Consider the following 12,698-nt stretch of genomic DNA (forward strand, 5'->3'; position numbering starts at 1 on the left):
CGCAAGCGTCGTGTGATGGTCGTAACAGAAGGAGTTCCGTGGCAATTTCCGCAACTCTGGGACTCTTAGCTCTGATCATTCTTCTCACCCCGATCCTCTGCCGGGTTGTTGGCCGTTCCACCGGGTGGTTCTTGGGCCTGGGTTATTTGGGTGCGGCAGCACTGTTCATGCCAGCCGCTACCGCCGCAGTCACGGATGGTACTGCGTTTCCAACAGCTCAAGAAACAATGTGGTCGCTTGCGTGGATGCCCAGTTTCGACGTGAATCTTGCTTTCGCCGTTGACGGTGTGGGCGCAATCTTCACAATGATCGCGCTGGTCATTGGTGCGTTCGTGTTGTTCTACTCCACACGGTATTTGTCACGCGGCCCCAACTATTCGTTCTACCTGCTCATGGCCACCTTCACGTTTGCCATGGTGGGGCTGGTGCTGACCGACAACCTGTTTGTGCTCTTCGTATGCTGGGAGATCACGTCGATAGCGTCGTTCATGCTGATTGCGCGCTCCGGCCGTGCCGCCGAAGGCGCCAGCCTGCGCACCATGTTCATGACGTTCATGGGTGGAGTGCTCCTGCTGGTTGCGGTTTCGGCCATGTACGGTGTGGTGGGAAGCGCCAGCATCCGTGAGGTGCTGGGCTCTAGCGTGTGGCAAGAAAAGCCCGGGTTCACTGTTGCAATGGCGCTGCTCGTGGCAGTCGCAGCCATGACGAAATCGGCACAGTTCCCGTTCCAGTCGTGGCTGCCCGACGCAATGGCGGCCATCACCCCAGTCAGCGCGTATTTGCACGCCGCAGCGGTGGTAAAGGCTGGTATCTTCCTGCTGTTCCGCTTTAGCCCCGCGTTCAGCGATGTCTTGGCGTGGAATGTTCTGTTGGTCAGTGCCGGGATTGTGACCGCGTGGATCGGTGGCTGGTGTGCTCTGACGCAAAACGACTTGAAGAAGCTCATGGCGTACTCCACCGTGAGTCAGCTGGGGCTCATCGTCGCTGCCGTGGGAGTCGGAACCGAATTTGCTCTCACCGCGGGGCTCGTCCACGTCATTTCCCACGCCATGTTCAAGTCTGGCCTGTTCATGATGGTGGGTGTGATTGACCACCTGGGCCACACGCGCACGTTTGGCAAGATTCCTCGTTTGATCAAGGTCGCGCCGGTCAGTTTTGCGATTACGGCAATTGGTGCCGCGTCGATGGCTGGCGTCCCGCCCCTGATGGGATTCGTGTCCAAGGAAATGCTCCTGACAGCGGTGAGTTCTGCCGGGGGAGAGGGCCACGCTTTGGGCTGGCTCGCTCTGATTTTGGTAGCGGGTGCCTCCGTCCTGACAATCAGCTACTGCATCAAGATTCTGTTTGGGGCATTCATTGACGGTCCCGAGGTGGATGCTGAGAAAGTGGGCCACAGCGACTTTGTGATGGTGACGTTCGCAGCCCTGCCGATCGTGTTGTCGGTTCCGCTCGCCTTTGCGCTGGGAGTCATCGAACCAGGGGTAGCTGCTGGCACCTCGGCGGCACAGGGAGAAGCCGCCCACCACGTTCACCTGGCGATGTTCCACGGAGTCACTCCTGAACTGATTGCCTCACTCATCATCATTGCGTGCGGTGTGCTGGTCGCGTTGAACCGCACGCGAGTGTGGGCGTTCTTTGAGCGCGCTGCTATTCCGTTCACCGGCGCCGATGTGATTGACCGGATTGTCGCTGGTCTTGAACGGCTGGGGGGTGTCCTCGTCTCAGCTGTTGCAAGCGAACGTGCGTCCCGACACGTCATGATGAACCTCGGGTTCTTGGCAGCGGTGATTTTCGGTTCGGCCATTGCGATCTACACCGGTCCTGGTCTGCCCAACTTTGTGCCTAACCTGAACCGGCCCATCGACTACGCCCTTCTTGTTGTTATTACGTTTGCGACTCTCGTTGTTTGTCTGTCACGTTCGCGACTGACAGCGGTCATCGGTTTATCCGCGGTCGGAATTATGGCCACGGTGCAGATCATGGCTCTTGGAGCACCCGACGTCACACTAACGCAGTTGTTAGTCGAGACCATGACCATCATCGTGTTCATGCTGATCATGCAGAAGCTTCCTCGCACTTTCTGGAAATACTCGGTCAAGGTGCAGGTCATGCGTGGGCTGTTTGCTATCGCCGTGGGTAGCTCGGTTGCGTTGGCCGTGTGGATGTTGTCCGGGCGAAGGGCCCGGTCAGACATTGCGATGTACTACCTGAGTAAGGCGCCCGAAATTTCGGGTGGTGACAACATTGTCAACACGATTCTGGTTGAGTTCCGTGCCCTGGATACGCAAGGTGAGCTTGCAGTTCTGGGTATGGCCGGGATCGCAATCGTGGCTGTGATGTCTTCTGTCCGTGACCGCTATATTGACCCGCCGGCATCTGACGTTCCGGAAATGCCGCGACGCCCGTGGCTGGCGATTCGCCCACGAGGAAGTACGGCGTTTGCAGCTGTCACGGAAGCGTGGCCAAATGTCATTGCCATGCAACTCATGGTGAAAGTCGTTGGTCCGTTGCTAGGACTCGGTTCGTTGCTGATCTTCTTGCGCGGACACAATGAGCCAGGCGGAGGGTTCATCGCCGCTCTGGTGGGATCCGCGATCGCCGGACTGCTGTATATGGCTACGTCGAAGGACCGCGCAATTGGTCCGCCGCGACTGCCCATCCTGCTCATCGGTGGCGGTATTTTGGTTGCCGTTCTGACAGGTATCGTGGGGCTCATAGTTAAGGGCTCGTTCCTCGAACCGATCCATGGATATGTTCTTGGTCAACACTTAACGACGTCTATGGCGTTCGACGTAGGTGTGTACATGGCAGTTGTGGGTATGTTGCTGGTGTCGTTCAACCTGTTGGGAACCTCAGACTCGGCGTTCACGCCGGCCGGAGACGACGTTTTGGTCGATGGAATGATGGTGCGCGATATCGACGTCATTGAGCGAACCCGTGAACGTACCGACGAAATGCTCTACGGTGAACTTCGCGGTCCACTGGAGACCATGCGTGGTGACAGGCCAAAAGCAAGCGAGTTCACGGAGCCCGAAAAACCGGACGATAAGAAGAGGGTAGGACTGCGAACCAGGCACATTGCATACGGAGATCAACCTAAGGAGCGTGGCGAATGATTATCGCAATCACGGTCGGGGTCTTGGTTTCCGGTGGCGTCTACCTCATGATGCAACGGTCAATGGTGCGCGCGATTTTTGGACTTGCGCTCATTTCTCACGCCGCGAACTTCGCTCTCCTGTTGTCTGGTGTACCGGCTTGGCGCGGTGAACCGATCGCAGGTCGCACGCCCGTTTCAGAAGCGGCTGACCCTCTTCCACAAGCGTTTGTGCTGACGGCGATCGTCATTACGCTTGCTGTCACCATCTTCATGTTGGCGCTAGCGGTTCTGGGGCACGACGATGACCAGGACCGTATTCCCGAAACGGGAGAAAGGCGCACACAGTGAACGGTTCGCTTCTTCTCCTGTTTATCGTTGTCCCTCTTGCGGCCTCGGCAATCACGACGTTTGTGAGGACCCGTTGGATCAACCTTTGCTTCCTGCTGGGAGTGCCACTGGCTACTGTGGTAGCTGGACTCTACTTGATTGGTGCAACCGCGAACGGGCACACAATTGCGCACTCCGTTGGTGGATACGTACACGGGTTGGCAATCCCGTTTGTCGCCGATACCTTCACCGCTGTCATGCTGGTGATTACATCACTTGCAGTGGTCGCATCGTGCGCGTTCTTGCGAACCACAGGTGAAGATCAGTACCGCTTCGTCCCCACCTTGATTCTCTTGATGCTTACCGGTGTCAACGGTGCAATGCTCACGGGAGACCTGTTTAACTTCTTCGTGTTTATCGAAGTGATGGTCCTTCCGTCCTATGCGCTCATTGCCGTTACCGGAACATGGCGTCGTTTGGGTGTGGGGCGCATGTTCGTGATCGTGAACCTCTTGACCTCCACGCTTTTGGTCATTGGTGTCGGCTTCATCTACGCCGCAACAGGTACGGTCAACATTGCCGTACTGGCTGACCAAACCCGATTCGGAGACGTGTCACCACAAGCGGCGCTTGCGGTTGGAATCGTCGTCCTGTCGCTTCTCATTAAAGCCGGTGCCGCACCGGTCCACGGGTGGCTAGTACGTTCCTATCCAAACACCTCGGGCGGAATGATGTCGCTGTTCGCAGCGACCCACTCAAAGGTGGCCATCTACGGAATCTACCGTGTGTACGTTTCTGTGTTTGGCGGACACCCCCGGTGGGAAGACGTGCTGCTCATCATCGTGGTGCTCACGATTGCAGTGGGAGCGTTTTCAGGATTCGGCGAAATTCGCGTGCGTAACATCTTTGCGTTCCAGATGACCGCGGGTGTGGGGCACATACTCATTGGTGTAGCGGTGCTCACGACAGCTGCAGTGTCAGCAGGTATCTTCTACATGGTCCACCACATTGTCACCATGTCTGGTCTCTTGTTAACGATTGGCGCGATTGAGCAGACTTACGGAACTGGGGCGTTCAAGAAACTCTCTGGTTTGATTAGACGAGAACGTGTCGCATCTGTCCTCATGATCATCGGACTTTTCTCTCTCATCGGACTGCCACCCACCTCGGGACTGTGGGGCAAGATGGGGCTGGTGCGCGCCCTCATGGAAAACGTGACACCGGCAACCATCGTCATGGTGATCACCGTAGTCTTGGCGTCGATCGGTTCGTTGCTAGCCTTGCAACGCTTGTGGAAGAACACATTCTGGGGCGATGACATGACGCAGTACCACCCCGACTCACCAGCAACCGGCCGTGCGCCGGCGACGGACCTGTCCGACGATGTTCGTGTGCGGTGGACGCTGTTGGTTCCGGGTGCGTTCATGATCGCCATATCCGTGGCGATGTTTGTGGGTGGGCAAGCGATCATGCCTATCATCCAGGAAGCTGCGAATGCGCTTCTGCACGTTGACCCGTATGTAGAGGCGGTGCTTGGACAATGATGTTGGCACTGAGATCGATTGTGTACCTGGCGTGGCTGGGCAAGGAGATCATCAGCGGAACGCTCGACGTGGTTCTCAACCTGTTCAAAACAGGAGACTATGGCAAACCGATGATTGTGGAAGTGCCCATGCGGTGCGTGACCGACGTCGAGATTACGCTGTTTGCCTCGTCGATTACGATCACGCCGGGAACCCTGGTGGTTGCGACGGGACCGGGAACGGCGACCGCGCCACCCACGCTGTTCGTGCATAGTATGTTCGCGGATTCCGAAGAGGAAGTGCTCGAAGGGCTGTTCGATATGGAGTCGCGTCTTCTGAGGACACTTCGCGGGCGAGCCCCGGGGGAGATCCCTGAATCGGCGGGCCTTACCGCTGGTGACGGGGATGCAAACAAACGCCAGGCGACGGAAGAGGAATCATGACGATCATTCTGTGGACGTGTATCGCGATTCTAGTCGTCTCGATTGTCTTGGGTTTGGTGCGCGCGCTCACCGCACCTGAGTCCGGGTCGCGTGCCGTGGTGGGAGACCTTGTGTACTTCGGGGCGGTGGGAATCCTCGCATTTATTGGGATGTTGGTGAACATCTCCATCGTTATCGACGTGTTCTTCTTGTCGTCGTTGCTGGGGATCTTGGCGACCGTGGCTCTGTCTCGCATTCTCACTCGAGGGCACAGGTGAGTGGCATGGATATAGTTTTCACAGTCCTGGTAGGCGTGTTTGGAATTGGCGGATGCCTCATTGTGTTGGGGTCGTCCCTGGCCATGTTCAGAGCGCGTGACGCACTGTCGCGTATCAACGTGTTTTCGCCGGTCACCGGCCTGGGTATGCCCATGATTCTGGTCGCTGCCTACGTGCATTCGCTGTGGGCCGAAGGCTTCAGCGTGTGGCGCACGTTTGCCACGGTGGTGGCCTTTTTGGCGTTGATCGCGGTGTCGTCGGTGGCGTCGAACGTGCTGTCCCGTGCCACGTTTGTGTCAGGGTCTCCCGTGTCTAGGGCGACTGTGCCTAACCGCCTGGCGTACGCGAAAGACCCTGACGAGGATTCGAAGCTGGCGGCTCAGGCCTACCGCGAAGCCAAGCAAGCTGAACGGGACGGCAATTCTAAGCCTCAGCGTGACTTCTACGGTGAGTGGCGGTAGGCCCAGCCCGGTAGCTTAGAGTTCTACAACCTCGAACTCGAGCATCCCTTTAGCCGCAGAGACGGTCTCGTTTGGGTTGCGCGGGTGGCGCTTAGCAACCCAGTTCTGAAACGACTCTTCATCTTCCCAACGGGTCACAACGAAGTAGTCGGTGTTGTCGCCAGTTGGGCGCAGAAGCTCGAAACCTAGAAAGCCCGGCTCCTGGTCAACTGATTTCTTGCGTGCGGCGAAACGCGCCTCAAGCTCTTGGGCCTGGCCAGGTTCGACTGAGAGCTGGTTGATCTTAACGAGTGCCATGGGCGATCCTTTCTGATTGCGTGTAGTGTGCAGAATCGCTGAGTTCATCAGCGAAGTCTTCAATTGCCCGAGCTGTGGCTTCGGCCGCTTCGTAGTGGACCAGATGGCCCACTCCGTCGAAGACGCGGGCACGGGCGTTGGGAAGTGTCTCGATGAACTTGTTTGTTGACTGGATGGGCACAATCAAGTCGCGCTGCCCGGCAATCACTAACACGGGCATGGTCAGCCGGGCTGACACCTCGGCGACGCTGGCGGTCATGGACACGTCGAAAGCGTCACTGAGCGTGTGGGGGTCAGAGAAGGTGGAGAAGTAGCGGTGGTGCTGCTCGTGGATGTATTTGCGCAGGCCAGGGTCGTTGGTGGTGGCCATGGTCATGCTCATGGCACGGACGATCAGCCAGTTGGAGAGCAGGCTACGGCCCAGGTGTGTGGGCAGGTCCCGGCCGAGATGGTAGTACAGTTCGGTGATTTTGGTTGCGATTTTGCCGGCGCTGTCGCGAGGGGAAATGGTGATGGGGTTCATGAGCACGAGCCCTGGGATAGTGGGGTTGTTCGCTGCCCAGTGGGCCGCGAGGATCGAGCCGAACGAGTGGCCGGCCAGCACCGGTTCTGTGCCGAAGTGGTTCGTAGCTTGTGCGTACAGTTCGTCAATGAAGTCTGTGTACGAGTTGAGGGTTGTGGTTGGCAGTGGGGGAGTCTGGCCGAATCCGGGAAGGTCGGGGACCAGAGCTTCGTGTGTGCGCAGGTTGTGTGCGATGAGGGCCATGCCGTGGTGGTCACCGCGGAATCCGTGAATGAAAAGGATGGGGCGGTGTGAGGATGTCGCCGAGGTGGTTTCTACGTGGGTGGGAGGGTACAGACACGCCGAGGTGGTAAGCGTTCCTGCTTCCACGGGGATGTCGAAAGTCGTGGCGACTGAGTCAATAAAGTCCATGATGAGACCAGCTTATTGGGTCATTCTGGGTGTTTGGTTTGAGAGCGGTTTTGCATTCCGTGAGCTGAAACTTTAAGATAAGTCGAGTGCTCGGGGGTATGGCGCAGTTGGTAGCGCGTCTCCATGGCATGGAGAAGGTCAGGGGTTCGAATCCCCTTACCTCCACAGTGTGAAATCTCGGGACATCGTTCACTCGATGTCCCGAGATTTTTTGTGTTTTGGGGTGTTGATGTGTCGGGTCATCGTTCCCTTATGTGCTGCAACCCAGTTACTCACCACAAGTAAGAGGTTTGCGCATAGGGGTGGTGAGTAACTGGCCGATTTTGAGCCGAAAAAGTGAACAAAACGAACAAAAAGGGTGTTTACTCACCAACCTTGTTCGAGGGGTGGTGGGTAAATGAGGTCGGAGCGTGTGGTGATGTAGCCGACCTTAGGTGGCGCAAAGCTGAGCGGTGCGGAGGCGATGGCCCAAGGACAGACAGCGCAAAGCGAACAATACGGCGCTTTATATTGCGTAGTTTCGCTCGCTTTGCGCCGATCTATAGAACCTCTTAAGGACCTATTAAGGACAAGGTGTTCCCTCTCCGGGCTGCGGTGGTGTGTGTGGTTTCGGTGGGTCCAAGTGGGTTTCGGTGACATGGGCAGGTATATCGATGCTCATAAGGGTTGTCGCCCGGATGGCTTGGGTGTTGCCTGGGCTCCGATAGAAGTCGCTTGATTTGGCTTTAGGATGGTCTGATGACTGACGAGTTCGAGATTAAGATCAGGCCCCTCGCGGTATCTGATGCTCGGTCGATGTTTGAAGAGCTCCAAGACATGCGCATCTATACCTTTATTGATGAGCGACCGCCTGAGAACCTCGAACAGTTGCAAGAGCGTTATAGGGTCCTCTGTGGGGGAGCACCGCAGGGTCTTGGTGTGAGATGGCTCAACTGGATCATCTTGAACGACAGAGACGATGAACCACTGGGCACACTTCAGGCAACGATCGACGAGGAGGCTCATCGTGCTTCCATCGCCTACGTGTTGTTGCCCAAGATGTGGGGCAAAGGGATCGCCTCGAGGTCGACAGAGTGGCTTTTAGGCTGTTTGCATGATGATTGCGGGGTCACTGAGGCTCAAGTCGAGATTCACGAACATAATGTGAGGTCGCTGAACCTTGCCCGTCGTTTGGGTTTCGTTGATGCCGAGGTGCGTCGAGAAGGCGATCACAATGAGGTTGTCCTGCGCCTTAGTCTTGGTGCTGACCGCGATTCGTCGAGGGTGTGACGCTCATGAATGCTGATTAGAATCTTCCGCGTAGTTCACGCCTCGCCCATTCTTCGGAGGCAAGTCGCGCGTAAACGAGGGTGTCGGTCCATTCGCCCTTGCTGAACCAGTCCTGGATGTGATGTGCTTCTAGCCGGAGCCCGACGCGGCGAGCGAGGGCTGCGGAGGCATTGTTGCGGGCATCTATCTGCGCGGTGATGCGGTGGAGCTTGTAGTGGTCAAACCCGAGGGCGAGTACCGCTCGGACGGCTTCGCTGGCGAAACCTTGCCCACCGTGTGCCGGGTCAAGGACCCACCCGATCTCGCCCTGGCGGTGTTCGTGATCTGTGAGCCACAATGCGACGTCCCCGATCGGGGCGTCGGCATGTTCGATGACCAGCGCAAGTGCACCAGTCTCGCCATCGATGCTGCTCTTCGCTAGCCGCTCGGCGAGTTTTTCGCGGGTGACTTCTGCGGTCCATGGCTCGTCCAACAGGTAGCGAGCAACGTCGGGTTGCGAATACAGCTCGTGAAGCCATTCGGCATCGTCAGCATTATGCAGACGAAGTCGGAGCCGTTCCGTCACCAACGGCCACTGGGTGCTTGGTATGAGATCGCGCCGGTAATGAAACAGTTCCTCTTGCTGTCCTGCGGGCGTGGTCCCTGCGGATCGCTCGACCTCACGGAACCCTGCGGTCGTCAAGCATTGCTGGGAGGCCTTGTTCTCCGGGAGTGTGCGCGCCGTCAAGGTTCGAAGCCCACTGCTCCGTGCGAAACGCGACGCCAGATCCAACCCCCGACGGGCGTGCCCTTCTCCGCGAGCATTGGAATGAATCCAGAACCCGACCTCGGCGCCCTCGGAGCTGACGTCGAAGAGCACCAGTGATCCCACGAACCGGTTTGTCTCGGTATCCGCAAGCGCGAGGACTGCCAACGTGCCGGACGATAGGCCTGCTGCGACCTCTTCGCGGATCATCCGCCGCACAGAGTCGGGGGTGTAGTTTGGTTCGGGAAGGTGGCCGAAGCGCTGTACAGATTCATCTCTGGTGCCTGCCGCAAATGCTTCTGCGTCCAGATCGGACAAGGCGCGTAAACGAGTGTTTCCCAAGACGATCGGAAGGGCGGTGGCATCAAGCATGCACCAAACCTAACATAGTGCGGATAGCTAACTGAAGCGTGTTTGGTTAGGCTAGTCGGGTGAGTTACTGGGAACATCGCAAACCTGTGCAACGCCTCCGTGCTGTGGATATCGTCGAGGTTGCGAGGGTGTCGGTGAGACTGCTGGACGGCGGTGGGTTGAAGGCCCTCACCTTGCGAGCCGTAGCGGAGCAGGTGGGAGTCGCGCCAACTAGCCTGTACTCCCGCGTGGAATCAGTTGACGATCTATTCGATCTTGCCCTCGACACGGCGCTCGCAGATGATCCCTTAATGTCAGAAGCGATTCGCAGCGCTGACCTGCCAGCCCTGATGCACACCTTCTTCACACACCTCACGACTCACCGGTGGGCCGGTCAGGTCATCGGCATGCGAGCCCCCAGGGGCCCGGCATACCTGGCCCTTTCCGAGCGGATGTGCGTCTTGCTAGAACAAGCGGGTTCCCCAGATCCGCTGGGAACTGCTTACCGGTTGTCTAACTTGGTGATCGGAGCATCCCTCACTGCACCCATGGCATCTGACGAGAAGCGCGTAGCCATCGACCCTAAGCAAGCTCCCACCTACGCACGCCTCCACGCGACCCACCACATCAGTCCGCGAGAGATCCTCTCCGAAGGCATCACGGCGCTCCTGTCGTGAGGGGGCCCTTTGATTCGGGGCTGCCCTGCGTGGCTGATGGCCACGGGCTGGTCTCCGTGAGAGTGCGCCCAATCGCAGTGCGCCGATATTCGGACGGGCTGATCCCGACAATGTCGGTGAACTGCCGTGCGGCATGTCCACGGCTGCGCCACCCGACGTTTGTCATGGCGACGCCGATGGGAAGATCAGTCTCGACCAGAAGGTGAGCCAGCCGATGGGCCCGAATGTGAGCCAGGTACCGCATGGGTGGCATCCCGAATCGTTGTGTGAACGCTCTGCCCAGCTGTGACACCGAGAGGTGAACCAGTGCGGCAAGGTCACGGAGTCGCCAATCCCGTTGAGGTGCTTCTGCGAGCAGCCGCGCTGCCAGTTCTGTGGATGTTTCACCGGAACGGTGCTCCGTGGCACTCCTAGCTGTTGACGTGTAGCGGCAGGCCTGGCGCCGCGCTGCGATGGTCATCGACGGCGACTCCTCGACTTCACCTGCTGCGTCCGCTTACGGTGTGCAGGCGCTGAAGAACCGGTGGTCTTGAACAAGTCCACCCATGCCTCGACGGGCATGTCCTTCGGGAGTCCTGCAGCGGTCATGCCTTGGCGTGTCAGCCACGCCTGTGCGGTCTGTGGTGACCCGAGTGAGGTGGTGCGCGCGAGGATCTGGGCCAGCCCGCGGCCGGGACCGGTGTAGACGTGGTGGACCAGGGCGTGGAACTGGCGCCGCTCGGCCGGAGTCAGCAGCGGATGTTCGCGACGGTGGATGGTGAGGATTCCACCGTCGACTCCCGGACGCGGGGTGAACGCGCGAGCGGGAACACGACTGTGCAGCGTGAACTCGAACCAAGGCGCCCATTGCGCCGTCATCATCGTGGCACCGCCGACGCCCGCTCTGCGCCGCGCAACCTCCCATTGCACGAGCACGATTGCATCAGTCCATGCCGGGGCGTGCAGAATGCGGCGCAGTATGGCCGTGGTCTGGTGAAACGGTAGGTTGCCGACGAGCACATGCGCAGACGTGGGAAGCCGGTAGGTCAGGAAGTCGTCGGCGACGACCTCCACGTGCGACGGGAGTCGTTGGGTCAAGCGTCGGGCGAGCCGGGTGTCGATCTCGACGGCTGTCACAAGTCGCCCAAGCCGGGCCAGCGGGGTGGTGAGTGCTCCGGCACCGGGGCCGATCTCGATGATCGGGCCCTCGGTGGCAGCCACGAGTCGTGTGATCGTGGCAATGGTGGATGGGTCAGTCAGGAAGTTCTGGCCGTGCTCATGACGGCCACCTCGATAGGTAGACACTGTTTACTCCGTGGTTGTTGCGGAGCCGGGCACGCTGAAAGAGCCGCCCGGCCGTGATCACCGGGGCGGGAGCAACAACCTGTGGAGGGTGCTCGCCGCTGTTAGCGGCTGCGCAGTCGCAGCGAAGCAGTGCCGTAGAACAACATGCCCACCAGCATAGGTGACCCCGCTGCCGGTCAGCGACTCAATATCCCGTCTCTGCCCAAAGACGCGGAGATCCGTATCAATGATGGCCAGTACGAATCCCGAGCTAACCCACGGCCGCAGAGCCTTGGCATCATCGAGATTCGTTCCGTGAGAGACCTCGACAGATCTGCCACGCCTCTTGCAGATAGAGGCTTGCTTGGGGTCGGTACTCTGACTGTGCGACGTAGTGAACGTCGCGCCCAAAAGGAGGTGGTCGGCATGCCGACGCTTTCTCTGCTGGACGACGCCTGCGGCATGTGGGAGTCGTAAAACGCTCGTGGAGGGGCCGTAGGTCCGTGGATAACCTCGCGGCTGGAACCCTGAGAAGCGAGAAGCGCGTCGCGGCGTAGCCACGTGGCGCATTCCATCCTGGCAACGGGGTGGCGTTCCCGAGACTTCGGTGAACGGCAAAACCTCCAGAGTGCGAAAAGATCCAGGAGGTTGGCGGCGACGCCGCCGAGGGGGTGGCCGTATAGGTCACCCCCTCTCTCGCATCTAGGACGTGAGCACCTTTCGGGGAGAGAGGTGGTTCGTCTTGACGGTGTCGATGCGGGTGATGTCGGCTGGCGACGGCTAGACGTACCTGCTGCGCACTGTGGCGGCTGGTGATGGTGACCGGTCGCTGTCGACTCCGTTGACCCGCTACTACGCCGAGGCTGGCACCCCACCTGGACGCTGGCTTGGTTCCGGTGTCACTGCTTTGGGTAATGGTGAAATCGCCCCTGGAGCGCAGGTGTCGGAGGCGCAGCTTCAGTTGCTGGTGGGGATGGGGCGGGATCGGATTGCTGGTGTGCCGTTGGGGCGTGCGTATCCGGTGTACAGCTCGACGGTGGAGCGGGTCGCGGAC

15 protein-coding genes and 1 tRNA gene are annotated in these 12,698 nt (G+C 58.9%); 11 read left to right on the forward strand and 5 right to left on the reverse strand.

Annotated elements, in window-relative coordinates; translation table 11 throughout:
• The first annotated feature begins 38 nt into the window (after window positions 1–38).
• The 6 genes from MHX53_RS08005 to MHX53_RS08030 are packed head-to-tail and all read left to right on the forward strand — an operon-like array spanning window position 39 to window position 6,108.
• The gene (locus MHX53_RS08005) at window positions 39–3,116 is read left to right on the forward strand and encodes a DUF4040 family protein (protein WP_239272050.1); all 3,078 of its coding nucleotides are present in this window, start codon (window positions 39–41) and stop codon (window positions 3,114–3,116) included.
• Complete coding sequence (locus tag MHX53_RS08010; RefSeq protein WP_239272052.1) at window positions 3,113–3,445, forward strand: cation:proton antiporter subunit C; 333 nt, start codon at window positions 3,113–3,115, stop codon at window positions 3,443–3,445. The genes MHX53_RS08005 and MHX53_RS08010 overlap by 4 nt, the downstream gene beginning before the upstream one ends.
• The gene (locus MHX53_RS08015) at window positions 3,442–4,968 is read left to right on the forward strand and encodes a monovalent cation/H+ antiporter subunit D family protein (RefSeq protein ID WP_102237835.1); all 1,527 of its coding nucleotides are present in this window, start codon (window positions 3,442–3,444) and stop codon (window positions 4,966–4,968) included. Before MHX53_RS08010 ends, MHX53_RS08015 begins: the two co-directional genes overlap by 4 nt.
• On the forward strand, window positions 4,968–5,390 hold the full coding sequence (locus tag MHX53_RS08020; RefSeq protein WP_343212360.1) for a Na+/H+ antiporter subunit E: 423 nt from the start codon (window positions 4,968–4,970) through the stop codon (window positions 5,388–5,390). The genes MHX53_RS08015 and MHX53_RS08020 overlap by 1 nt, the downstream gene beginning before the upstream one ends.
• Complete coding sequence (locus MHX53_RS08025) at window positions 5,387–5,647, forward strand: transporter (protein WP_102237837.1); 261 nt, start codon at window positions 5,387–5,389, stop codon at window positions 5,645–5,647. The genes MHX53_RS08020 and MHX53_RS08025 overlap by 4 nt, the downstream gene beginning before the upstream one ends.
• A gap of 5 nt (window positions 5,648–5,652) precedes the next feature.
• Window positions 5,653–6,108, forward strand: a complete 456-nt coding sequence (locus MHX53_RS08030) for a monovalent cation/H(+) antiporter subunit G (protein WP_239272054.1) — start codon at window positions 5,653–5,655, stop codon at window positions 6,106–6,108.
• A gap of 15 nt (window positions 6,109–6,123) precedes the next feature.
• On the opposite strand, the gene MHX53_RS08035 is transcribed toward MHX53_RS08030, so the two are convergent.
• Both MHX53_RS08035 and MHX53_RS08040 read right to left on the reverse strand, forming a co-directional pair.
• Complete coding sequence (locus MHX53_RS08035; RefSeq protein ID WP_239272056.1) at window positions 6,124–6,405, reverse strand: antibiotic biosynthesis monooxygenase family protein; 282 nt, start codon at window positions 6,403–6,405, stop codon at window positions 6,124–6,126.
• Window positions 6,392–7,339 (reverse strand): alpha/beta hydrolase, encoded by a 948-nt coding sequence (locus tag MHX53_RS08040; RefSeq protein ID WP_239272058.1) that lies wholly within the window; start codon window positions 7,337–7,339, stop codon window positions 6,392–6,394. Before MHX53_RS08040 ends, MHX53_RS08035 begins: the two co-directional genes overlap by 14 nt.
• A gap of 92 nt (window positions 7,340–7,431) precedes the next feature.
• Between MHX53_RS08040 and MHX53_RS08045 the strand changes: the two genes are divergently transcribed.
• Window positions 7,432–7,504, forward strand: a tRNA-Ala gene (locus tag MHX53_RS08045).
• A 573-nt stretch (window positions 7,505–8,077) separates the two neighbouring features.
• Window positions 8,078–8,608: a GNAT family N-acetyltransferase gene (locus MHX53_RS08050; RefSeq protein WP_239272060.1), complete on the forward strand. Its 531-nt coding sequence runs from the start codon at window positions 8,078–8,080 to the stop codon at window positions 8,606–8,608.
• Between the two features lie 16 nt (window positions 8,609–8,624).
• Here the strand turns inward: MHX53_RS08050 and MHX53_RS08055 are convergent, their stop codons facing one another.
• Window positions 8,625–9,725, reverse strand: coding sequence for a GNAT family N-acetyltransferase (locus tag MHX53_RS08055; RefSeq protein WP_239272061.1), 1,101 nt, complete (start codon window positions 9,723–9,725; stop codon window positions 8,625–8,627).
• Window positions 9,726–9,784: 59 nt separating this feature from the next.
• Here MHX53_RS08055 and MHX53_RS08060 point away from each other — a divergent pair, with 59 nt between their 5' ends.
• The gene (locus MHX53_RS08060) at window positions 9,785–10,381 is read left to right on the forward strand and encodes a TetR family transcriptional regulator (protein WP_239272062.1); all 597 of its coding nucleotides are present in this window, start codon (window positions 9,785–9,787) and stop codon (window positions 10,379–10,381) included.
• Here the strand turns inward: MHX53_RS08060 and MHX53_RS08065 are convergent.
• A complete protein-coding gene (locus tag MHX53_RS08065) occupies window positions 10,362–10,841 on the reverse strand; it encodes an AraC family transcriptional regulator (protein ID WP_239272063.1) in 480 nt (159 codons plus the stop codon). The genes MHX53_RS08060 and MHX53_RS08065 overlap by 20 nt on opposite strands.
• Complete coding sequence (erm, locus tag MHX53_RS08070) at window positions 10,838–11,665, reverse strand: 23S ribosomal RNA methyltransferase Erm (protein ID WP_239272064.1); 828 nt, start codon at window positions 11,663–11,665, stop codon at window positions 10,838–10,840. The genes MHX53_RS08065 and erm overlap by 4 nt, the downstream gene beginning before the upstream one ends.
• Window positions 11,666–11,809: 144 nt before the next feature.
• Here erm and MHX53_RS08075 point away from each other — a divergent pair, with 144 nt between their 5' ends.
• Window positions 11,810–12,121, forward strand: a complete 312-nt coding sequence (locus MHX53_RS08075) for a hypothetical protein (protein ID WP_239272065.1) — start codon at window positions 11,810–11,812, stop codon at window positions 12,119–12,121.
• Between the two features lie 313 nt (window positions 12,122–12,434).
• Window positions 12,435–12,698, forward strand: a 264-nt coding sequence (locus tag MHX53_RS08080; RefSeq protein WP_239272075.1) for a relaxase domain-containing protein, incomplete at its 3' end; no start/stop codon positions are given.

This window comes from Brevibacterium sp. ACRRH, assembly GCF_022346365.1.
GTDB lineage: Bacteria > Actinomycetota > Actinomycetes > Actinomycetales > Brevibacteriaceae > Brevibacterium > Brevibacterium paucivorans.

What these genes read in the sequence shown, in the direction of transcription:
- MHX53_RS08030 (WP_239272054.1), top strand. Translation starts at nt 5,653, where the DNA reads ATGGATATAGTTTTCACAGTCCTGGTAGGCGTGTTTGGAATTGGCGGA.
- MHX53_RS08050 (WP_239272060.1), top strand. Translation starts at nt 8,078, where the DNA reads ATGACTGACGAGTTCGAGATTAAGATCAGGCCCCTCGCGGTATCTGAT.
- MHX53_RS08025 (WP_102237837.1), top strand. Translation starts at nt 5,387, where the DNA reads ATGACGATCATTCTGTGGACGTGTATCGCGATTCTAGTCGTCTCGATT.
- MHX53_RS08075 (WP_239272065.1), top strand. Translation starts at nt 11,810, where the DNA reads ATGCCCACCAGCATAGGTGACCCCGCTGCCGGTCAGCGACTCAATATC.
- MHX53_RS08055 (WP_239272061.1), bottom strand. Translation starts at nt 9,725, where the DNA reads ATGCTTGATGCCACCGCCCTTCCGATCGTCTTGGGAAACACTCGTTTA.
- MHX53_RS08020 (WP_343212360.1), top strand. Translation starts at nt 4,968, where the DNA reads ATGTTGGCACTGAGATCGATTGTGTACCTGGCGTGGCTGGGCAAGGAG.
- MHX53_RS08035 (WP_239272056.1), bottom strand. Translation starts at nt 6,405, where the DNA reads ATGGCACTCGTTAAGATCAACCAGCTCTCAGTCGAACCTGGCCAGGCC.
- MHX53_RS08040 (WP_239272058.1), bottom strand. Translation starts at nt 7,339, where the DNA reads ATGGACTTTATTGACTCAGTCGCCACGACTTTCGACATCCCCGTGGAA.
- MHX53_RS08010 (WP_239272052.1), top strand. Translation starts at nt 3,113, where the DNA reads ATGATTATCGCAATCACGGTCGGGGTCTTGGTTTCCGGTGGCGTCTAC.
- MHX53_RS08065 (WP_239272063.1), bottom strand. Translation starts at nt 10,841, where the DNA reads ATGACCATCGCAGCGCGGCGCCAGGCCTGCCGCTACACGTCAACAGCT.